This is a genomic window from Enterococcus malodoratus ATCC 43197, assembly GCF_000407185.1.
Taxonomy (GTDB): domain Bacteria; phylum Bacillota; class Bacilli; order Lactobacillales; family Enterococcaceae; genus Enterococcus_A; species Enterococcus_A malodoratus.
This window is the reverse complement of the sequence record NZ_KE136482.1, coordinates 320,485-341,481: the sequence shown is the minus strand read 5'-3', so window position 1 is coordinate 341,481 and position 20,997 is coordinate 320,485. Positions and strand designations below refer to the sequence as shown.

Below are 20,997 nucleotides of genomic sequence, written 5' to 3'. Positions count from 1 at the left end.
CCTCCTATTTCTGCGATTCATAAGCAGCAGCCACTTCTTCAAGCAACGTTCCATCCAAATTGGAAATTTTTTTAATCGTGGCTTCCAAACCTTCTTCAGCAATCAATGACTTTATCTTTTCGGCCTCTGGATCAGCGGAATTACGATAGTGATAACCGGCCGCGATAATTTTTACGCCCGCATCGTGGGGCAAATCCTCAATAGTTAGTTTTGCTACCGGAGCAACTAAACGATCCTCTGGGCCCAGCTTCCTGATTGGCGAGCCGCCCACACGAGCAATCTCATCTGAAAGCTTTTGATTTCCTTGGCGTTTCAGTGTTTTTTCGATAAACTGCTTTAAATCTTCTCGTGAAAACGAATATTTTTTTACAAAATACTCTAAATTCTCCGCTAAAAACTGATTGACCAAACGAAGAATTTTTGAATCCTGAAGCGCTGCTTGAATGGTCTTATAGCCTTGCAATGCGCCTAAATACGCTACTGCCGCATGAGCCGCATTGACGATATAAAGTTTTCGTTCGATATACGGCTGCATCTCATCGATCATGACCGCTTTTTCCAGTTCAAACGGTGTCGCCGGATCGAATTGCTGCCGATTAATCACCCATTCATAATACGGTTCGACGATCGCGATCGCTTTTCCGTCAACGATTTTCCCAAGAGATTGGCGATCGATTGCCGTATTCACAAAATAAGCATACTGATCAAAAGTAGTTTGCTCTGCTTCAGTCAATAGGGCATAAACTTCTTTTTTCAAAATATCACTGGCGTTGATTATATTTTCATTCGCCAAAATATTGAGACTGCGCTTTTGTTCAAACCGTTTACTTAACCCCTGTGCAATAACTGGAGCAATTCTTACTAAATTATTCGCACCCACAGAAGTAGTTAAAATATCTGCTTCTTCAATCGCTGTTAGCACCTTTTCTGTCTCGGTGATACTATTTAAAGCTGTCACTTGATCAATAAAATCAGTTGTCGCATCTTCATCAATGATCTCGATCGAATAACCGCCAGCCTTATTCAGTTGTTGAATCAAAGTCTCATCCGTATCAACGAAACAAAGCTCAAATCCATTTTGATGTAAAATTTGTCCGATAAAACCTCGACCAATATTGCCTGCGCCAAAATGTACCGCCTTCATTTTCTTCACCTACTCCAGATTAGCATGATATTGCCACAAACTAGGCATATCTATCGCTTTTTCTTCTACCATCATCAAAGCAATGCTGTCTCCTAGTAAGAGTAAACATTGTTCGAATAAGCTCGTCATCGGCTGAACCGAAGGAATCTCACCCGGTAAAGCCAGTTTTGTTTGTACTGGAATCCGAACAAAAAGGTCCGTATATTCCTTCATTGAACTATTAGCATTTGATCCAATATGTGCGACCGCCGCTTCAAAACTTTTGGCTTTTTTGGCAATAGCCAATGGGAAAGAGCTTTCTCCGCTGCCTGATCCGACAATCAACAGGTCCTTTTTTGTGATCGCGGGCTCTGTAATTTGACCAACCACGACTGTTTGAACACCTAAATGCGCTAAGCGCTTGGCGATCCCTTCTAATGAAAGCAGTACACGACCGACACCAACAAAGAAGACTCGTTCCGCTTTTTCAATCTCTGATACTAGCCGATTTACATCCTTTACTACGATATTATCTAATGTTGCCGCAATTTCTTTTACGATTTTTTGTTCGACTGCTGTATACCCCAACGTTTTCCCTCCTTATCTCACTAAGACTGATTTGTTCACTGCTTCAGACAATAACTGACGATTCTCTGCTAATGTGTTGCCGGCAATGAAGAGACTCGTACTGCCTAACACTAGGTTCGTTGCTCCAGCATCCAATAAATCGGGAATCGTCGCTAACGATACCCGACCGTCAACTTGAATATCTATTTCTAAATCTTGTTCCTCGACCAATCGACGTAGATCAGTAATTTTTTTCAAGGCATAAGGAATTTGTTTTTCAGCCTTATTGGTCGCAAACCCTGGATTGATCAGCATCAGACATACCCGATCGATTTCTGGTAGAGCATAATCCAAAACATTTAAAGGTGTTGCCGGATTCAATGCTACGCCAACTTTGGTTCCCGCATTTTTGATTAATTGAATATAGCGATCCACGTGCAGGCTTGTTTCATGGTGAAAAGTGATTCCTTCAACGCCGATCTTCAGCATCTCACCAATGAAGAATTCATTGTCGTTCGACATAATATGGACGTCGAAGTTCATTGAAGTAATCTCCCGCATTCTTTTAATTGTTTCAATTCCTAATGGCATGCTTGGACTAAATGAGCCATCGATGACATCGATATGCAAAGTATCCATGCCGACAGCTTCCAATTCATTGATACTTTTCTCTAAATTCACTAAATCTCCGCACATGATGGATGGCGATAGAATGATTTTCTTTTCCATAAACTTCCTCCTACTTTCAATACACCGATTCTCTCCGGAAAAAATCAGCGTGGTTCGAATGCCGTACATCCTTCATTTACAAATCCAGTGTAACCGCTTAACAATCACAAGTCAATATAAACATGCATATTTTTTATTTTTGTTTGCACGTTTATGCACGAAAACTTGTTAAATCGCTATCTATGTTGACACAAAACCGCATGCATGGCATGATGAACAGGAAGAAACCAGAAGGAGTGCGCACAATGTTAAAAGAAGAACGTCATCAAAAAATTGTCGATCTATTAAATATTGAACAAAAAGTTATTGCCAGCGATCTCAGTCAGCGCTTTAACGTTTCTGAAGATACCATTCGACGAGATTTGAAGGAGTTGGATAATCAGGGGCTTTTAAAAAGAGTTCATAGCGGCGCCTTGCGCGTTGGACCGCCAATCACAGATTTTAATTATCGCGAGACTGTAGCTAGTGACCGAAAAAAAGAGCTGGCTCATAAAGCCCTCCCTTTCTTAAAAGAAGATTCCGTCATTATTATTGATGGCAGCACGACGAATCTTGCTTTGGCTAAAGAGATTCCGCAGGATTTTCGAGCAACCATCATTACGAACAGCCCGCCGATCGCTTTGGAACTGGCCCAACATTCTAACCTCGAAATTATTAATATCGGCGGCGTTTTTTATAAACAATCGATGATCAATATCGGTGTACAAGCCTATAAACAGCTCCAGAATATTCGGGCCGATCTTTATGTCATGGGGATTTATAATTTGGATTTAGAGGCCGGAACCAGCGTTCCCACTACACAAGAATCAGAAATCAAACGCGAGATGGTCCGCATTTCGACCGAAGTCCTAGGCATGATCACTAACGACAAATTCGGTACCATCAGCAACCACATCGTCGGTCCAGTCGATGACTTGACTTATTTGATCTCAGAAGAAATTCCAGATAAGGTGCGCAAGGAATACAACAAACAAAAAATTGTTTTGATCGACTAATCCTATTACACAAAAAAGACGATGACCAGATTTTGGTCATCGTCTTTTTTAAGCTAAATCTTCATCTAAAATTGTTCCATTAACCACGATATTCGTATCGCCGATCAAATAAAGCTCATCAGCTATGACGTTCACCTGAAGCTGCCCGCCTAAAACTTCGATCACTACCGGATCATTCTTAACCAGGCCTTTTTTAGTTAAAGCAAAAGCGGTCGAACCGGTTCCCGTTCCGCAAGCCAAAGTGAAGTCTTCAACACCACGTTCATAGGTGCGCTCCACAACCGTTTGATCAGGTAAAATATCATAGAAGTTTACATTCGCGCCTTTCTCAAAAGCCGCGTGATTTCGCAACTTTCTGGCAAAATCAAAAATCGTTTCTAACTCCGTCATAGCAAGATCGGGCACGTGAACGACTAAGTGTGGAATCCCCGGATTGCCCAACTCGACATAATCCACGATTACTTCTTTTCCATCCACTTGGATCGTTTTATCTGCTTCAAAAACAGTTGGCGAATTCAGCTGTACTCGATACGTTCGGGCATCTAAACGTTCCGCCGGCACATCTCCCGCGATCGTCTCGATAATCATTTTTTCTTTCGCGATCCCCGTCTCGTAAGCCCAACGAGCAACACAACGAGCGCCGTTCCCGCACATTTCTGCTTCTGATCCATCCGCATTGAAAAAACGAGCATAAAAATCACCTGCGCCGCGGGCCTCTTCAACCGCGATCAATGTATCCGCACCGACTGAAACGCGCCGGGTACAAACACGAGCTGAAAACTTTGTTAATTGGTCACTGGAAAAATTCAATTCTCGATTATCGATCAGAATAAAATCATTTCCAGCGCCCTGCATTTTATAAAAAGGTACCTTCATGCTCCAAGCCTCATTTCAAGAATTCAGGAATCTCCTCATTTTGAATGATTTGATCCAACGTCTGTCTTTTTACAATAATCTCCGCTTGTCCCGCTTTTGTCAAAACAACTGCCGGAATTGCCAGTTTATTATAGTTGCTGGCCATTGAGAAACCATAAGCGCCCGTTGAAAAAGTAGCGAAAATATCGCCTGTCTCAACCGTCGGCAACTCGATATCTTTCACTAAAATATCGGTACTTTCGCAAGCTTTCCCAGAAACAGTCACTTTTTCAACTGCCGCATCGTCAGCCTTATTGGCCAAAATCCCCGTATACTCTGCTTCATAAAGTCCCGGACGAATATTATCAGTCATTCCGCCATCAATGCTTACATATTTTCGCAAGCCCGGAAGTTCTTTGATTGCGCCGATCGTGTGTAAACTGATCCCTGCTTCCGCAACAATACTGCGGCCCGGTTCAATAACTACTGCTGGTTGCGGGAATTGCTCTGCTTCGCAAAATTCCAGAACCTTTTCCATCATTGGATCTGTGAAATAGCTAAACGGTTTCGGTTGATCAGCATCGGTATACTGCACCCCAAAGCCTCCGCCAAAATTCAGCTCTTTGATCGTATAATCAAAACTAGCTTTTACCAATTTAACTAGATCCAAAGCAATTGTGACTGCTGACAAATGCGCGTGATTATCAAACAATTGACTGCCCACATGAAAATGGAAGCCTAGGAAATTCACTTCCGGTGTTTCAATGGCGTTTTGAATCTGTGGGAACAAAATAGCTTCATCAATTGGAATACCGAATTTCGAATCCTTTTGCCCGGTCGAAATAAATGAATGTGTCTGAACATTGACTTCCGGCGTAATTCGGAACAGAATATCCACCGTTTTGTTTTTTTCTTTGGCAATCGCGGCAATTAAGTCCACTTCTTGTAAGCTGTCGACGATGATCCGACCGACACCATAGTCGATCGCCATCGCTAATTCTTCGATTGATTTATTGTTGCCGTTCATCTCAATATGCGCCGCCGGAAAATCGGCTTTAATTGCGGTATACAACTCTCCATCCGAAACAACATCCAAAGAAAACCCCTGCTGCTGCACGATTTTTAACATCGCTAAGGTCGAAAATGCTTTACTGGCAAAGGCCACTCGTACATTTTCGTATTTTTCGACAAAATCTCGTTGCAGTTCTTGGCATTTTTCTTCGATCATTGTTTGCGAAAATACATATAGCGGTGTGCCAAATTTCTCTGCTAAAGCGACGGTGTCGCAGCCATCCCACATCAAATGTCCATTTTGTGTTTCAAATTCCATTATAAGCCCCCTCAATTAATCTTCGTTCAATCCAGCAATCAAATTTACATACGTCTGAATCCCTAAAAGCAGATTCACTTCATCAAATTTCATTTTTCCGCTATGCAGCGGATACGTGTAGCCCTTAGCTTCATCCCGAATGCCTAAAAAGAAAAACATCCCCGGAATCTCTTGCTGATACATCGAGAAATCTTCCGCGATCAAATACGGCGGTGTCTCTACATAATAATCTGCCGCAACTTTTTCCAGTGTCTCCACCATTTTCGGATCATTGTCTACCACTCGATACATGTGATTGAAATCAACCACTGCTTCACAACCGTATCCCTTTGCGATTTCACCCGCTAATAAGTTCACTCGACGAACGACTTCATCGTAGACCTGATCATCAAAAGCTCGCATAGTGCCATGCAAAACGACTTCTTTCGCCACAATATTCATCGCTTCGCCGCCATGAATGGTACCAAATGTCAAAACAACATTGTCTAACGGTCCGATATTTCTTGCTAAAATGCTATTTAAACCAGAAATTACACCGCCAGCAGCTACAATCGCATCTTCGCCTAACTGAGGTTGAGCGCCATGAGTACTGACACCTTTAATCGTAATCGTTACCTCCGCATTGCGGGCCATCATTGGCCCTGGGCGGCAGGAAATATTTCCCGCCGGCAAATCAGGAAAAACATGCAATCCGACGATTTCCTCCACACCCAGCTTCTGTAAAATCCCCGACTGCATGATTAATTCTGCTCCGCCTGGCCCCTCTTCCGCTGGTTGAAAAACAAATACTAATGTTCCCTGAATTTTTTCAGGATGTTTGTGTAAATAAGCAATGAAACCTAAAAGTGTTGACATGTGTCCATCATGCCCGCAAGCATGCATTTTTCCCGGAGTTTTTGAGGCAAAGTCATACCCTGTTTGTTCCTCTACCGGCAATGCATCAATATCTGAACGAAAAGCGAGGGTTTTTCCCGGCTTTTCTCCCCGTAAGACCGCGATCGTACCTGTTTCGATGACTTCGTACGTTTCCGTGACACCAAAGGCTGCCAACTTTTTTCGAATATACGCAGCCGTTTGCTTTTCCTTCAATCCCAATTCAGGAATTTGGTGCAATTCGCGGCGCATGGTAGTAACTAATTCTTCTAATTCTTTGACTTCCGTATCGATCATCGTCTCACTCATTTCCATAAATATTCTTAGAATAATGCTTTTTAGATTAGAAATCCATTGATAGTTTCTCATATTATAGTACAGATTGCTTCTTTGGTCATTAATTTGTTTCGCAAATTTTCAGTATATAGAAAGAAAAGTATTTCTATCTGTAAAATAGGCCTATTCGGACAGACTAAGCATCCTACTATTTGAATTAAATTGACCATTTATCCGTGAGCATCCTCACAACCCTTTTATGTTCTGCTATACTAAAATTAAAACTGCGGAGGTTTTCAATGCTTTCTCAACCCGATCATTACACTAAAAAACAAGGACTCAGTGCGTTCCTGCTTTTTCTGATTGTCTTTCTTTTCGCTTTTCTTCATGGCTTCTTAATAATGAGCTCGCTTCCCATAGCGCTGATAAATAGCTTAAATTTTGTTTTTCCTTTGTTGGATCTGCTTGTTCTGGTTATTTTTTTAAGAGCGTTTAAAGACAGACTGTCGTCGATTGGCTTGCATTCAAATCGACTTAAAAGAAGTATCTTTTGGGGAATTCTTTTGCTCGGAGTACAGCTCGTATTTTATTTCATCGTTACATTTTCTTTTAATAATGTGACTAAAATTATTTTAGGATCGACAAATTTGACCATGGTACTTCTCTTTTTGAACAGCGCTTTTGTGGAAGAAACCATTTATCGCGGATATATCGAAACGCGTCTAACAGGTCTATTCAGAAATGAGCATATCGCTTCCAGCGTTACCGCTATCCTATTCATTCTTGCCCATTACCCTGTTAAGTGGATCAGTAGTCAGCAGTTCAATGCACTGACATTTCCGCATATTCTATTGCTGCTTACCTTGCATTTCACCTGTTCCTATACCTACCGAAAATCTGGCAGTTTATGGGGATCTGTGCTGCTGCATACCTGCTATAACTTAGCAAATTCTCTGATTATTTTTATTTAGACAAAAAAACTGACGAAAACACCTAAACAGTGTTTTCGTCAGTTTTCATTTATTCTGTAAAACCATGATTGTCCGCCACTGTTTTGAACCAGTGACCAGATTTCTTGATCGTTCGTTTGCCTTCATTAGTGATATCGACCGAAATAAAGCCATAGCGATTCTTGTAGGCATTGGTCCATGACCAATTATCCATGCAAGTCCACATATGGTAACCGAGACAATTGGTTCCTTCTTGAATCGCTTGATGAACGTATTTCAGGTGATCTGAAACAAATTCAATCCGGTAATCGTCTTCGATCTGTCCATCTTGATTGATGTAGCGTTCTTCGCCTTCAACCCCCATCCCATTTTCCGAAATGAAGCAGCGGATATTTCCATAATTTTCCCGTGTATTCGTTAAGATATCATAAATCCCTTTTTCGTAGATCTCCCATCCCCGATAAGGATTGATTTTCTTTCCAGGCAGATCATAATAATCAAAATAATCATCCGGCATCGGACCATGGCTTGGATCGATCGGCGTTTCCTTTGCTTTGATCCGTCGCGGTTGATAATAATTAATTCCCAGCAAATCAACCGTATTGTTTTTTATGATCTCCAAATCTCCCGCTTGAACTTCCGGTGCAATGTCTAACTCTTTCACTACAGCTACTAATTCTACGGGAAACTCGCCCTTCACTGCTGGGTCAAGAAACGAACGATTGAAAAAGACGTCAGCTATTTCTGCAGCTTTGACATCGTCAGGATTGTTCTCGTCTCTAGGGTAGCTAGGCGTTAGATTCAAAATGATCCCAATCTCTCCATCAAGACCCAGTTCACGATAGGCTTTAATCGCTTTTGCACTAGCAAGATTTTCATGATACCCCACCATCACCGCTTCTTCCATAATGACATGCTTTGGATAATGAAATTGATAAAGGTAACCACCCTCCACTGGAACGATCGGCTCATTATGAGTGAACCATTTTTTCACTCGATCACCAAACAACTCAAAACAAGTTTTTGCGTAAGCAACATATGCATCAACTGTTTCGCGATTGGTCCAACCGCCTTTTTCTTGCAGCGGCAACGGCATATCAAAATGATATAAGTTTAGAAATGGTTCGATATCATTCGCGATTAATTCATCAATATACTGATTATAAAAATCGACTGCTGCTTGATTCACCGCTCCCGTTCCTTCTGGTATCAAACGACTCCATTGAATTGATGTACGAAAAGAGTTATGACCAATCTGCTTCATCAACTGAATGTCTTCGCGAAATTTTTCATAGACACGAGATGTTTTATTAGGACCTACCTGATTGAAAAACTTTTCTGGCTCCAACTCAAACCAGTAGTCCCAAATATTCTCTCCTTTGCCATCTCCTTCAACTCTGCCTTCTGTTTGCGGGCCGCTGGCGGAAGAACCCCACCAAAACTCTTTTGGAAATGTATACTTCATCTTCTTCTCCTCCAAATTCTTCTTTTTAATACTTATCATGGATCTCACTCAATGAATCTTTTCGAATGAGCATCCTATCTTTCATCATCATGATAAACAATTTCTAAATAAAAATCAATCATAATTAAATATATGACTAGACATACTTAAATAATCATGATAAATTATAGCTGTAATCGATTACAAAAAAATATAGAGGTGAAGAAAATGAATGGGTTTATGGATAAACTGGCGGAAAAAATCATGCCCCTAGCGAACAAGTTAGGGCAAAATCGATACTTGACTGTCCTAAGAGATGCATTTATGCTGTCATTCCCGCTGACCATGTTTGGGTCAATTGTTGTCGTTGTTAATAATCTACCTTTCTTTAATGATGCGACTAAAGGAACGTTGTCTGAGCTTTTTGGTAATGGACAAAATGCCACAATGAGCATCATGTCCGTCTTTGTCACATTCGGGATCGGCTATTATTTATCTGAATCATATGAAGTAGAAGGAATTTTTGGCGGTGCGGTTTCGTTTGCCAGTTTTCTAATTTTGACTCCCTTCGTCATGACATTAGAAAATGGTGAACAGATCAGCGGTATCTTGACGTTGGATCGTTTAGGGGCAAAGGGAATGTTTATCGGTATGCTGGCCGCATTTTTAGCTGCTGAAATCTATTGCCGTGTTACCAAAAGAGGCTGGCAGATCAAGATGCCTGACGGTGTTCCCCCTGCTGTCACAAAATCTTTCGCCGCTTTAATCCCCGCAGTCGTGACTTTGACTGTATTCCTGATCGTTAATGCAATTATGACCGGCGTATTCCATGCGAATCTGCACGATGTTATCTATGAAGTCATTCAAAAACCATTGACTGGTTTAGGCAGCAGCCTGCCAGCGACTTTGTTAGCACTTTTCCTAGTTCAGTTTTTATGGTTCTTTGGTCTTCACGGGCAAATCATTGTCAATTCTGTGATGGACCCGATTTGGAACACGTTAATGTTAGACAACTTGGAAGCCTATAAGGCAGGCAATCCTCTACCGCATATTATTACAAAACCCTTCATGGAAACCTTCACGGTTGGTTTAGGCGGTTCCGGTATGACTCTAGCCGTTGTACTATTAATGGCCTTCGTATTGAAGAAAAAGCAATACCGAGATGTCGGTCGTTTAGCTCTGGCCCCTGGTATTTTTAATGTGAATGAACCTGCAATTTTCGGTCTGCCGATTGTTTTAAATGCGACGATCTTGATTCCTTGGGTATTAGCACCTTTGGTTGTTACAACACTTAATTATTTAGTCATGGCTGCAGGGATTGTTCCCCCGCCAACCGGCGTCTCTGTTCCATGGACCGTGCCGATTGTTGCCAGCGGAATCTTGGCAACCAATTCTTGGTTAGGCGGAGCCTTACAAGTTCTTGACTTCATCATCGTTGGCTTTATCTGGTACCCATTCTTGCGTATCCTTGATCGCCAACAATCCTACGATATCGAATAGTTTCCATAAGTAGTTAAGACAAGCCTAAAAAGTTTGTCTTAACTTTTTTAGTCATTGTATAGACATATGAACTTAGGTATAATCATATTGAGGTGATGACGTTGCCAAAATACGAAGAAATCGCAAATACATTACGGAATCGAATAAAAAATGATACTTATCCCGCGGGGTCTTTGCTGCCAAAACAAATCGAGTTGGTCAAAGAATTCTCAGTTAGTCGCATGACCGTTCAAAAAGCGTTAGAAATTTTAACGTTAGAAGGGTTATTAGCGTCAAAAAAAGGCGTTGGAACCACTATTTTGAACCATCCGTTTTTGACAAAGGATACCTCTGTCCTTTCTTATTATGAAGGATTAAGCACTGAGATGGAAAAAGCAAATCGGAAATTAGAAAGCAAAGTCATTGAGTTCAATGTCGAGTTTCCTGATGCAGCGATCCAAGAAAAATTGCACATTTCGGAGGAAGAACCTGTTTATAAAATCATTCGTTTGCGAATTTTAGACGATAAGCCCTTTATCTTGGAGCATACGTATATGCCGATCCAAGCGGTGCCAAACCTAAAAAAAGAAATTATTGAATCTTCGATCTACCAGTACATCAAAAAAGAACTTGGCATAAAAATCACTGGTGCCTATCGAACGATTCGAGCAGACAAGAGCTCTGAATATGATCAAACCTACCTTGATTGTGCGGTAGATGATCCTGTTCTGGAGATCCGCCAAATCGCCTATCAGCAAAACGGTGATCCGATCGAGTATTCTCGCAGCCGCAATCGTTTTGACGTTCGTGATTATTCTTATTTAGATATGAAGGGAAATTAAATTTGAACGACAAAGAAGCCTATTCAAAAAATAGGCTTCTTTTCTTTTACTTATCAACTGGCAGAATGAGCGTTACCTTTCCGCCAACATGCGTATTTTCCAACTTCAATTGTCCATTATGGAATTTTGCTACTCGATCAACGATCGACAAACCGATCCCATAATTATGGTCAGAGGTGCGACTTTGATCCTGCTGCCAAAACATTTCTTTTGCATGCAGGATGGCCTCTCCAGAAAAACCGGGACCATTGTCTTCAACTATAAACACTATTTTTTGCTCGGCTTGTTGGACTTTGATCGTCACATCGCCTGAGTCTGTAAAGCGAATCGCATTTTCACCGATGTTCACCAAAGCGCGCATCAACATGACTGGCGCCGCCAAAATTGTTTTTACTGCACTTTCATTGCGAACAGTCAGAGTGATCTTTTTCTGTTTCGCTAACGGTGACAATGTCTTGGTCAACTCTTCCATAATACTTTCAAGTGAAACCACGATTTTTTCTTCTTGAATCACGTCAAAATTTGAAATTTGCTGCAGCAGTTCAATGTATTGTTTTGTTTTTATTCCGGAATCATGAATGTTTTCAATTAATTGTCGTTGTTCATTTCCCAGCTGATCTTCCAATAAAAGCTCCGCATTCCCGTTGATGACCGTCAATGGTGTATTAATATCATGCGTTAAAGCCGCGATCTCCTGTTTACGTTGCTGCTGTGTTTCCCACTGCTGCATCAGTGATTCTTTTAATGCCCCTCGCATGTCATCAATCGATTGCAGCACATGATCAAATTCTACAATTCCCGTTTCAGTCTTAATATCGGAATCAAGCTCTCTTTGCGCAATTTGTTGACTAGCCTTTTCGACTAAGATCAGTTTTGCTTTCAATTGTTTACTCGTCCTTCGAACAAATAAACTGAAAAAAAGCAGCAGCACAATCGTTATTCCAATAAAGAAAAGAATCTCGAAATTGGGGAAAAGCTTCCTTAATGCGTCATTTGTAAATTGAGCTTTGTATTGCCAGAAAACCAGCGCATAGGTTCCGTCAGAAAACGTGACATATGCTGCCGTCGAATAAGACTCGTTTCTATCCTTATAATCCTTAATCGTCTTTTTTAACGCATCTCCGGATACTGAAGCAGACTTGACCGTTCCATTTTCTGCAAAATGGATATAGTCATAAAACTTAGGTGTCAATTTACTCGGAAATGACTGACTCTCTTTTAGTTTGACCACTTCTGCTCGCGCTTCCGTTTCACCAGCATTGGCTGGCGCGATTTTTCCTGATGAAATCAACAATTGAAAAGAGACTAATGCGACTAATAAGATCGCAACGATTCCTGAAAAAGCCAATAATAAAACGTTGGTCACATACCTCGTTAACCCGATCGTTTTTATTTTCGCCATCGGTACCCAATCCCCCAGACTGTCTCAATTGGATCTTCATCGTAGACTTTCAATTTTGCCCGAATATTTTTAATATGCTCAACGATCACACTTTCATCTGACTCTCCCTCATACCCGAAGACCGCCTCGTATAACTGCGTCTTGGAAAAAACCTGTCCCGCAGATTTCAGCAAATGAACACAAATCAAGTATTCTGATTTTGTAAAAGAAATTTCCTCTGAACCATAAAAGATTTTCTTACCCGCAAAATCTAAAGAAAAATTTCCCACTCGCAAACTATTTGTATGCCCGCGCGTTTCCCTTCGTAAATGAGCCGAAACACGAGCACGTAACTCTGAAACAGAAAAGGGTTTCCGAATATAATCATCGCCGCCAATGCCCAGGCCGTGAATCATTTCGCTCTCATTCGTTTTAGCTGTTACGAAAAGAATCGGACAATCAACTTCATTGCGGATTCTTTGACAATACTCAAAGCCATCCTCACCCGGCATCATGACATCCAATAATAATAAATCAGCAAACTTGGTTTTCTCCGAAGTGACTGCTGCCGTGCTCGTAAATGTTTCCACTTGATGCCCTTCACGCGTCAAAGCGGTTTTGATAAAAGTCAAAATTTTTTCATCATCATCAATTGCGAAAATTGTTGCCATCTTCTCACCCCACTCCTTCCATCATACGTTTAAAAAAGCTCTGCCACAAGCGCATTACGCTTCATTACCTCGTCCTTCCCATTTGCTGAACCAAACAAAGAGAAAAATCAGCATAATTCCTGTTAAGCTGATTATACTGCCTAACCCCATTTCGATTTTTGGCAAAGCTTCAAGAGTGTTTCCGCTAAAATAAGTCGTAACTAAAGGAACCAATCGAATCCCCCATGCACATGGGAAAAAGAACCAGATCGTTTCACCTAATCCCGTCAGCAGCAAAGCGGCAAGTAAAAACTCGACTGCTGCAAGCGCAAAATTTACATTTCGGCCAAAGCAAAATCCTAACCACAAATGAAAAAAATAGAGAAAGAGCGCGCTGCCCCAGATCACTATTGTTAAGATAAAAATCAAAGAAAGCGGCAGTGAATAGTCCGAGCTGATTTGCGAAAGAACCAAATGATAGCCCAGCCCGATAAACAAACAAGAAAATACGCCCGGCGTTAACAGTAAGATTATTTTTGAGAACAGCACACGCGCTTTAGAAGACGCATTGAGGAGAAAAAAGCCGCCGCCTGCTTCGATTTCCTGATCAACTAGAATAGTCGTCATCCATGCTGCAAGTATCGGGTAGATCAGCGCAAGAAGCTGAAAGTAATTTATCGTTAACGCGTCCGCTGGATAATTCGTCAATTTTTGATAACCAAAGAAAATAATAATACCCAAGAATGGAACGACTAGGTGTAGCCAGAAAAATGCTGTTTTTCTTAGTTTAAATAAATCTGCCTGTATGTCCTGTTTAAGCCCTCTCATGGGAATACCTCCCCTTAGCAAACCACCTCGTTGTCAACAAATAACCAACAATGAATAAGATACTCGTGATAATTAATCCCGGAACAATCACGCTGGTGTCATGCAAGGGACTTCCTACTTCCAAAGGGACACCATTCGGATTGATCCCAAGAATCGGAGTCATTACACGCGGTGCAATTGCAAACGGCAAATACCAAAGATTTCCGCCCGCAACGGTTTGAATCGAACAAACAATATTTAGAAACAAGAAACTGATAAAGGTCACGATCGAGTTAAACCGAGCAGCCACAAACAGACCAAAAGGGATCTGCCATGCCCAAGAAAGCGTTAAAACCAATCCTGCTAAAAGCCCTCGCCAGATAGGATATTGCGCCGTAAAAAAAATGCCCGAAATCGTTGTAAGCCCAAAAACTAATCCATTGCCAAATAGTAAATACAGAATGCCCGTCCAAATCTTCCCTCGCCAGATTTTTGCAGCGGAAATCGGCACTACGTTGACATTGAAAAAGGACAGTTGCTTATCTGAATCAATCAGATTGATACAAATCAGCGCTGCTACCATTGGTAACAGCAGCATGTACCACCAATTATAGGCACCAATTTGAGTGAACTGCCCGCCCATTAAAAAAATTGCCATTCCGCTGACTAACAGTGGAAAGATAACCAGACCTTTTCTGCCAAAACTGCGCCTTCCCTTCAATAATTCAGCCTGAATTAGTCTACCCATGATATAGCGCCTCCTCTGTTTGCTTTTCTCTCACTACATCCATAAACAATTTTTCCAATGCCGCACTATTTTCTGGCAGTTCGCCCTGATAGCTCAGCTGACCATTGGCAATGATGCCGATCGTATCCACTGTATTTTCGACTTCTGATAATATATGGCTGGAAAGAATCACCGAAATTCCTTGTGCCGGAAAAGATCGGATTAATTCTCGCAGTGCTTGAATCCCTAGCGGATCTAACCCATTCGTCGGCTCATCCAAAATTAATAATTTAGGACGGTTCAATAAAGCCAACGCCAAGCCTAATCGCTGCTTCATTCCCATTGAAAATTGCCGAGCTCTTTTCTTACCGGTATTTCGCAGATCCACCAGCTCCAAAACTTCTGCTATGCGTGTCTCCGGCAAGCCTAAAGTCGTCGTGCGTACCAACAAATTTTCGTGTGCCGTTAAGTTTCCGTAAAGCGGAGGACTTTCAATCAAGGCACCGATCTCTGCTAAGTTCTTTCGCTGCCACAGTTGATTGTTATAAAAAATTGCTCCTTCCGATGGTTGAATGAGTCCCGCGATCATTTTCAAGGTTGTCGATTTCCCGGCACCGTTCGCACCCAAAAGTCCATAGACTTCATTTTTAGGAATTTCTAAGGATAATTTATTAACGGCTTTTTGCTGCTGATAGGTTTTAGTCAAATTTTCGGTTGTTATAATCATTTCTTTCATCATTGATTCCCCCTTGTTGTACCCTTAGTATGAAAAACAAATATAAGGAAACAATAAGGATGACAAAAAAAGTGATTCAACTCAATCAAGAGCGAATCACTTTATAGCTTAAAGATTAATTTTTACGACTTCACAGGAAAGATCTGTTGAATGCTGTTGAATCAACACTTGAATGGCCGATTCAAGCTCGGGCTCCGCACGCCACGAAATCCCACAACCTGCGGATAATTTACGCGGGATCGGCATCAAGCGCCCCTCTAACTTTGCTTGTTTGCATAAATTTGAAAAATGCAACGCATCATATTCAGTCTCAAAAGTCACGATAAGCCATTCTTTTACCACCAGAAATCTCTCCCTGCTTCATTAATTCGCGGAAGCTTCCGCTTTTTTCCCTAAATTCGTAAACGCGATAATAAACAGTAACGCAATCGATAGAATGATCGCGATCCGCCCGAAACTGGTCGTTCCTTCGCCAGACGAGGCCAAACCAAAATTATGCGCAAAAGCCGCACCGACCAGCATTCCGATCACTGTCACTCCAGCGTCTGAAGAACCTTGTCCCGTCAAAATCAATTGGCGCAACGGACAGCCGCTGAGCAATACTCCGGCAAAACCAACCACATATAGTCCAAGAATATTCCATAGATGCTCCATATGAGCGATCGGCTGATCAGCAAAACTCAAATGAAAGTTTCCAGTCGCGATATTATAGATTAAGACCACCACAAACAATGTCAGAACCCCTGTGATTCGATTGAAATTCTTCATTAAGAAGATATCTCGGATACTGCCCGAAAAACAAATCGCAGACAATTGCGCCAGCCCGCCAAAAACTAACCCGCCGACCAATGAAATCACTACAGGCGCATGGAAGCTCCCCGGTCCTTCTTTACTCACTACAAATAGTGATGGAACAACTAAGAATAATAGAAACAGCGCTAAGAAGAAGCCCGGCACCATAAATCCGCTAGATTTTTTAGTCTCTTGCGGTTTCCCCAATGAGTAGCCTTGTTTTAAAAAGATGCTTCCCGTAAATACACCGCCAACAAATCCGATTAATCCCACATAAGCGTTCAAGTCGCCGCCGCTCATCCGCAAGACCATCCGTAATGGACAGCCAAGAAAAACCAATGCCCCAATCATCATCGTAAATCCTAGTAAGAAACGCGTTGCCGTAGAAGAGCCGCTTCTGGCTTGAAATTCTTTTCTAGGAATCGCCATCAGCATCGCGCCAAAAATAATACCAATAATTTCATGTCGTAAATACTGCACTGGCGGCGCTCCATGAAGCTTCGCCGAACCAGCAATATCACGAATAAAACACGCGACACAAATTGCCATATTTGCTGGATTACCAAAATAGGCCAACATAATTGCTACTAAACCAAATCCTACCCCAACCGTCAAATACATTTTCTTATTTGCCATTGATCATTACCCCTTTTGACTAATTTTTTGTAAAGCCGCAATCGCTTCCCAAATCTCATGTTCAGTCGTAAAGGAGGAAAAACTAAAACGAACCACCCCTTGTTCTTTTGTTCCTAGCGCTTCATGCATCAAAGGTGCGCAATGACCACCAGAACGAGTGGCAATCCCATATTCATAAGACAACAAATCACTAATCTCTGCAGAATCTCTTTGACCAAGGTTTAATGACACGATCGGACAACGTTGATTCGTTGAAAAATCACCATACACGATCAGATCATCGATCTTTGAAACCTCCTCATAAAAAAGCTTTGATATCCGACCAGATTCTTGACTCAATTTTTCAAGAGTCTGATCTAACAAATAGTGCACACCGGCACCTAATCCCGCGATTCCATGACCATTCAAAGTTCCCGCTTCTAACGCTGTTGGAAAACTTGTGGGATGCTGCGGATTAAACGTATCGATCCCGCTTCCGCCAACCTTTAATGGGCGCAGAGAAATACCCGGCCGAACGTACAGCCCGCCGGTCCCTTGTGGCCCATAAAGACTTTTATGTCCAGTAAAGCACAATAAATCAATCTTCAATGCTTGAACATCAATTGATAAAATACCCGCTGACTGCGAAGCATCTACGATCAAATAGAGTCCGTGCTTTTCACAAATTCCACTGATTTTTTCCAAATCCACAATATTTCCGGTTACATTTGAGGCATGAGTGACGATTATCGCCTTCGTCTGTTCCTTGATTGCCGCCTCAAAATCAGAATAGTCTAAGTTACCTTGTTTATCCGCTGGAATTATCGTCAGCATTAATCCTTTTTCTTTTTGCATTCGATAAAGCGGCCGCAAGACTGAATTATGCTCAAGCGCAGTCGTGATCACATGATCGTTGCCAAATAGCATTCCTTCGATCGCTAAGTTCAGACTTTCTGTAGCACCCGAAGTAAAGACTATTTGCCGCGCCTGTTCACCATTGAATAACCGGCATAACGCTTGGCGCGTTTGGAAAATCACTTCCGATGACTTCAAAGAATCCTCGTGCACACCGCGCCCAGAATTTCCTAATTGACTCAATGCATTTGTCACGGCCTCAATTACGACAGCCGGTTTTTTTAGTGTTGTCGCAGAGTTGTCTAAATAAATCATAGTTCATTTCTCCTCTTGTTATGAACATCCTTCCCGATTCAGCTGGGAAAGACTCTGTTGAGCAGGGAAAATAGAGTGCTTCTTAGAAACTTCTAAGTAAGGACTTCCTCACACTCATGTAAAAGCAGCCGTATACTTCTTCATTTTCCCCACCTCCTGACATTTCATAACAACAGCATCGTTCAATCAATCACAATATTAGTGTAGCGGATTCTTTGGAAGAAAGTAAAGTTAAAAAAGCAAACTCTTCTAATCTTCCAAAAACTCAAAATTAGATGAACTTGCTTTAATATACAAAAATAGAATTAGATTGATTCTCCCAAAACTAGTCTAGGAAGAATTTTTTGGGCTTCCTCAACTATTTCACTGCCTTCGACTAAAGAAATCAGCGTATCAACCGCCAATTTACTTAGATCCTTCAAGTTATGGTCAACAGAGGTGATTCTTGGATTATTGAAAATACTCTCTGTAAAATGTTCACAGCTGGCAACACCGATTTTAGTTGATTCCTCGACTACGTCAATCAAGCCGCGTATCACGCCTTGGGCAACGCGATCATTAATAGCAATGATCGCATCGAATTCAACATTACGTTCTAGCAAATGCAGAACACCGTCATATCCGTCCTGAGCATAAAAGTTATTGTTAACAACCCGCTGTTCATCAAATGCTAGTCCATGTTGCCTTAGCGTATTTTTAAAAGCATTTACTCTAGCAACTGTAACCCACCCTGATGCATTTCCTCCTATAAAAGCTATTTTTTTATATCCCTTTTTTATTACATGAGTAACCAAAAATTGTGTTACTAATTCTTGATCTCGCTCAATAAAAATAATCTTTGCTTTTTTATTGTTCAGCTGAGAAATTCTCCTGCCTACTATGATAGTAGGTATATCATTCGCTAAATTTTGCAAACCTGTTAAATACTCATCATCTAAAGTGACTCGATCAATGAGGCCGCCTAAAAGAATCACTGCATCAAAATTGTTTTCCTGAATCTGTTTGAAAATATTTATTTCGATTTCTTTTTTCTTTGAATCACTATGGGCGTTGGCAGTTTGCGTATCAAAAAGCGAAAGTGTGTATCCCTGATCGATCAATGTCTCCTCAATATTGGCAATAAATTGATAAAAATAAGGATTCGTAATATCTGAAACGATCAGCGCTATCATATTTGTTCGTTTTGAGACCATTCCTCTAGCCAACATACTTGGACGATAGTTCTGCTCACGAATAATCGCGTCAATTTTTTCTTTTGTTTTTTTTGATACCTCATTATCATCATTAATTGCGCGTGAAACAGTACTCACTGAAACTCCAGCAATTCGAGCAATATCTTTGATGGTCACTTTAGTATTCATATACACCCTCACATTCATGAAACGTTCTCTACTCATTATGTTTTAAAACGATAACCAGGTCAAATTAAAATCAAATGTCGGTAACGTTGCCGATTATTACGTATTATTATAAAAACAATATGAAAAACACTCTTGCATTACTGAGTGAAATATTATACACTGATTCCGGAAACGTTACCGAAAATAAGGAGGCAATTTTTATGATTCAAAAAAATCCAACCATGATGACCTATATCAACGAAGAACCTGAAATCTTTAACACCATATTGAAAGGGTATCCAGAAAATGTCCCTAGCATTACGGGAACAAATTGGCTAATTCTGGCTACTGGTTCAAGTATCAATGCCGCTTTCAGCGCAAAATATTACATCGAGAAAATGACTAATATCCATATTTCGATCGAGGAACCTTTCAAGTTCGATTATTACGAGAAACTTCGTCCAGAAATCGATGTAATTATCGGTATCTCTCAAAGTGGTGAAAGCACATCAACAATCAATGCCTTGCAGAAAATCAGTCAAGAACACCCCCAGATTCAACGCATTGGACTTACTGGAAAAACAACTAGCGAAATTGCTACTGTTGTTGATACGGTAATTGACATTGAAAATGGTGAAGAACGTGTCGGCTACGTCACAAAGGGTTTTTCTGCCACTATTTTAAAATTGATGCTTATGGGATTGAAAGCAGCAAGAAACGTAAACTTATTGGATGCTTCTCAAGAAGAAAGTGAATTACAAGAGTTTAGAAAAGCCATTGCAGAGTTGCCTGCCGTGATTGAAAAAACAGAACGCTTCTTCGATCGTTGGGCAGTTCAGTTAGTTCAAGCATCCCGTTTCACTTCTCTCTGCTGTGGATCAGCGATCGGCACTGCATTAGAAATGCAAACGAAATTTTGTGAAACCGTTCGAGTTCCTAGCCAAGGAATGGATATCGAAGTATTCATGCATGGACCCTATTTGGAAGTCAATCCAAATCATCAACTATTTTTTATCGAAACGAATTCTCCGGTCAATGATCGCTTATTGCGATTGCGTGACTATGAACAGCAGCATGTGAAAAATCTCTATACTCTGACTTTGAACAAAAGCAATGATGACCGAACACTTGGACTGGACTTAGAGATTGATGAGTACAAAGCACCTCTATTCATGATCGTTCCCTTCCAACTGCTGGCTCATCATATCGCTGAAGCATTAGGTAATAATTTACCCAAACGAATTTATACGGACTTTGGCGTAGCCATGAACAGTAAAACGAAACCTGGGGATTATGCATAAAAAATTAGGAGGAAA

21 protein-coding genes are annotated in these 20,997 nt (G+C 41.1%); 5 read left to right on the top strand and 16 right to left on the bottom strand.

Going from position 1 to position 20,997, the window contains the following annotated elements; translation table 11 throughout:
• Positions 1 to 4: 4 nt before the first annotated feature.
• The 3 genes from I585_RS11515 to I585_RS11505 are packed head-to-tail and all read right to left on the bottom strand — an operon-like array spanning position 5 to position 2,419.
• Positions 5 to 1,144, bottom strand: a complete 1,140-nt coding sequence (locus I585_RS11515; protein WP_010741953.1) for a mannitol-1-phosphate 5-dehydrogenase — start codon at positions 1,142 to 1,144, stop codon at positions 5 to 7.
• A 9-nt stretch (positions 1,145 to 1,153) separates the two neighbouring features.
• Positions 1,154 to 1,711 (bottom strand): 6-phospho-3-hexuloisomerase, encoded by a 558-nt coding sequence (gene hxlB, locus I585_RS11510; protein ID WP_010741952.1) that lies wholly within the window; start codon positions 1,709 to 1,711, stop codon positions 1,154 to 1,156.
• Positions 1,712 to 1,723: 12 nt separating this feature from the next.
• The gene (locus I585_RS11505; protein WP_010741951.1) at positions 1,724 to 2,419 is read right to left on the bottom strand and encodes a ribulose-phosphate 3-epimerase; all 696 of its coding nucleotides are present in this window, start codon (positions 2,417 to 2,419) and stop codon (positions 1,724 to 1,726) included.
• A 245-nt stretch (positions 2,420 to 2,664) separates the two neighbouring features.
• On the opposite strand from I585_RS11505, the gene I585_RS11500 reads away from it, so the two are divergent.
• Complete coding sequence (locus tag I585_RS11500; RefSeq protein ID WP_010741950.1) at positions 2,665 to 3,414, top strand: DeoR/GlpR family DNA-binding transcription regulator; 750 nt, start codon at positions 2,665 to 2,667, stop codon at positions 3,412 to 3,414.
• Between the two features lie 48 nt (positions 3,415 to 3,462).
• On the opposite strand, the gene dapF is transcribed toward I585_RS11500, so the two are convergent.
• Genes dapF through I585_RS11485 form a run of 3 tightly spaced genes read right to left on the bottom strand, consistent with a single transcriptional unit; the run spans position 3,463 to position 6,769 of the window.
• Complete coding sequence (dapF, locus tag I585_RS11495) at positions 3,463 to 4,290, bottom strand: diaminopimelate epimerase (protein WP_010741949.1); 828 nt, start codon at positions 4,288 to 4,290, stop codon at positions 3,463 to 3,465.
• A 10-nt stretch (positions 4,291 to 4,300) separates the two neighbouring features.
• Entirely contained in the window at positions 4,301 to 5,599 is a 1,299-nt protein-coding gene (gene lysA / locus I585_RS11490) for a diaminopimelate decarboxylase (protein WP_010741948.1), read from the bottom strand.
• Between the two features lie 15 nt (positions 5,600 to 5,614).
• Entirely contained in the window at positions 5,615 to 6,769 is a 1,155-nt protein-coding gene (locus I585_RS11485) for a M20 metallopeptidase family protein (RefSeq protein ID WP_010741947.1), read from the bottom strand.
• A 632-nt stretch (positions 6,770 to 7,401) separates the two neighbouring features.
• On the opposite strand from I585_RS11485, the gene I585_RS23210 reads away from it, so the two are divergent.
• Entirely contained in the window at positions 7,402 to 7,719 is a 318-nt protein-coding gene (locus I585_RS23210) for a CPBP family intramembrane glutamic endopeptidase (RefSeq protein ID WP_244266004.1), read from the top strand.
• Positions 7,720 to 7,768: 49 nt separating this feature from the next.
• On the opposite strand, the gene I585_RS11475 is transcribed toward I585_RS23210, so the two are convergent.
• On the bottom strand, positions 7,769 to 9,163 hold the full coding sequence (locus tag I585_RS11475) for a glycoside hydrolase family 1 protein (protein ID WP_010741945.1): 1,395 nt from the start codon (positions 9,161 to 9,163) through the stop codon (positions 7,769 to 7,771).
• Positions 9,164 to 9,370: 207 nt separating this feature from the next.
• Between I585_RS11475 and celB the strand changes: the two genes are divergently transcribed.
• Entirely contained in the window at positions 9,371 to 10,642 is a 1,272-nt protein-coding gene (celB, locus tag I585_RS11470) for a PTS cellobiose transporter subunit IIC (protein ID WP_010741944.1), read from the top strand.
• Between the two features lie 101 nt (positions 10,643 to 10,743).
• A complete protein-coding gene (locus I585_RS11465; protein ID WP_010741943.1) occupies positions 10,744 to 11,463 on the top strand; it encodes a GntR family transcriptional regulator in 720 nt (239 codons plus the stop codon).
• Between the two features lie 46 nt (positions 11,464 to 11,509).
• Here the strand turns inward: I585_RS11465 and I585_RS11460 are convergent, their stop codons facing one another.
• The 9 genes from I585_RS11460 to I585_RS11420 form a co-directional block, all read right to left on the bottom strand.
• Positions 11,510 to 12,865 (bottom strand): sensor histidine kinase, encoded by a 1,356-nt coding sequence (locus tag I585_RS11460; protein WP_010741942.1) that lies wholly within the window; start codon positions 12,863 to 12,865, stop codon positions 11,510 to 11,512.
• Positions 12,853 to 13,515 (bottom strand): response regulator transcription factor, encoded by a 663-nt coding sequence (locus I585_RS11455; RefSeq protein ID WP_010741941.1) that lies wholly within the window; start codon positions 13,513 to 13,515, stop codon positions 12,853 to 12,855. Before I585_RS11455 ends, I585_RS11460 begins: the two co-directional genes overlap by 13 nt.
• Before the next feature lie 54 nt (positions 13,516 to 13,569).
• Positions 13,570 to 14,322: a lantibiotic immunity ABC transporter MutG family permease subunit gene (locus I585_RS11450; protein WP_010741940.1), complete on the bottom strand. Its 753-nt coding sequence runs from the start codon at positions 14,320 to 14,322 to the stop codon at positions 13,570 to 13,572.
• Positions 14,309 to 15,049 (bottom strand): lantibiotic immunity ABC transporter MutE/EpiE family permease subunit, encoded by a 741-nt coding sequence (locus I585_RS11445; RefSeq protein ID WP_010741939.1) that lies wholly within the window; start codon positions 15,047 to 15,049, stop codon positions 14,309 to 14,311. Before I585_RS11445 ends, I585_RS11450 begins: the two co-directional genes overlap by 14 nt.
• Complete coding sequence (locus I585_RS11440) at positions 15,042 to 15,764, bottom strand: lantibiotic protection ABC transporter ATP-binding protein (protein WP_034708951.1); 723 nt, start codon at positions 15,762 to 15,764, stop codon at positions 15,042 to 15,044. The genes I585_RS11445 and I585_RS11440 overlap by 8 nt, the downstream gene beginning before the upstream one ends.
• A gap of 108 nt (positions 15,765 to 15,872) precedes the next feature.
• The gene (locus I585_RS11435) at positions 15,873 to 16,106 is read right to left on the bottom strand and encodes a putative Se/S carrier protein (protein ID WP_010741937.1); all 234 of its coding nucleotides are present in this window, start codon (positions 16,104 to 16,106) and stop codon (positions 15,873 to 15,875) included.
• A gap of 21 nt (positions 16,107 to 16,127) precedes the next feature.
• Positions 16,128 to 17,192, bottom strand: coding sequence for a YedE family putative selenium transporter (gene yedE / locus I585_RS11430; protein ID WP_010741936.1), 1,065 nt, complete (start codon positions 17,190 to 17,192; stop codon positions 16,128 to 16,130).
• Between the two features lie 6 nt (positions 17,193 to 17,198).
• Complete coding sequence (locus tag I585_RS11425) at positions 17,199 to 18,341, bottom strand: aminotransferase class V-fold PLP-dependent enzyme (protein ID WP_010741935.1); 1,143 nt, start codon at positions 18,339 to 18,341, stop codon at positions 17,199 to 17,201.
• Between the two features lie 305 nt (positions 18,342 to 18,646).
• Positions 18,647 to 19,702 (bottom strand): LacI family DNA-binding transcriptional regulator, encoded by a 1,056-nt coding sequence (locus tag I585_RS11420; RefSeq protein WP_010741934.1) that lies wholly within the window; start codon positions 19,700 to 19,702, stop codon positions 18,647 to 18,649.
• Between the two features lie 200 nt (positions 19,703 to 19,902).
• Between I585_RS11420 and I585_RS11415 the strand changes: the two genes are divergently transcribed.
• Complete coding sequence (locus I585_RS11415) at positions 19,903 to 20,982, top strand: SIS domain-containing protein (protein ID WP_034708949.1); 1,080 nt, start codon at positions 19,903 to 19,905, stop codon at positions 20,980 to 20,982.
• Positions 20,983 to 20,997: the final 15 nt, after the last annotated feature.

Coding starts and splice junctions, on each gene's coding strand:
- yedE (WP_010741936.1), bottom strand. CDS start 17,192: ATGGCAAATAAGAAAATGTATTTGACGGTTGGGGTAGGATTTGGTTTA.
- I585_RS11445 (WP_010741939.1), bottom strand. CDS start 15,049: ATGGGTAGACTAATTCAGGCTGAATTATTGAAGGGAAGGCGCAGTTTT.
- I585_RS23210 (WP_244266004.1), top strand. CDS start 7,402: ATGGTACTTCTCTTTTTGAACAGCGCTTTTGTGGAAGAAACCATTTAT.
- I585_RS11460 (WP_010741942.1), bottom strand. CDS start 12,865: ATGGCGAAAATAAAAACGATCGGGTTAACGAGGTATGTGACCAACGTT.
- I585_RS11515 (WP_010741953.1), bottom strand. CDS start 1,144: ATGAAGGCGGTACATTTTGGCGCAGGCAATATTGGTCGAGGTTTTATC.
- I585_RS11420 (WP_010741934.1), bottom strand. CDS start 19,702: ATGAATACTAAAGTGACCATCAAAGATATTGCTCGAATTGCTGGAGTT.
- I585_RS11475 (WP_010741945.1), bottom strand. CDS start 9,163: ATGAAGTATACATTTCCAAAAGAGTTTTGGTGGGGTTCTTCCGCCAGC.
- I585_RS11425 (WP_010741935.1), bottom strand. CDS start 18,341: ATGATTTATTTAGACAACTCTGCGACAACACTAAAAAAACCGGCTGTC.
- I585_RS11485 (WP_010741947.1), bottom strand. CDS start 6,769: ATGATCGATACGGAAGTCAAAGAATTAGAAGAATTAGTTACTACCATG.
- I585_RS11440 (WP_034708951.1), bottom strand. CDS start 15,764: ATGAAAGAAATGATTATAACAACCGAAAATTTGACTAAAACCTATCAG.
- celB (WP_010741944.1), top strand. CDS start 9,371: ATGAATGGGTTTATGGATAAACTGGCGGAAAAAATCATGCCCCTAGCG.
- I585_RS11415 (WP_034708949.1), top strand. CDS start 19,903: ATGATTCAAAAAAATCCAACCATGATGACCTATATCAACGAAGAACCT.
- I585_RS11450 (WP_010741940.1), bottom strand. CDS start 14,322: ATGAGAGGGCTTAAACAGGACATACAGGCAGATTTATTTAAACTAAGA.
- I585_RS11455 (WP_010741941.1), bottom strand. CDS start 13,515: ATGGCAACAATTTTCGCAATTGATGATGATGAAAAAATTTTGACTTTT.
- dapF (WP_010741949.1), bottom strand. CDS start 4,290: ATGAAGGTACCTTTTTATAAAATGCAGGGCGCTGGAAATGATTTTATT.
- I585_RS11505 (WP_010741951.1), bottom strand. CDS start 2,419: ATGGAAAAGAAAATCATTCTATCGCCATCCATCATGTGCGGAGATTTA.
- I585_RS11500 (WP_010741950.1), top strand. CDS start 2,665: ATGTTAAAAGAAGAACGTCATCAAAAAATTGTCGATCTATTAAATATT.
- lysA (WP_010741948.1), bottom strand. CDS start 5,599: ATGGAATTTGAAACACAAAATGGACATTTGATGTGGGATGGCTGCGAC.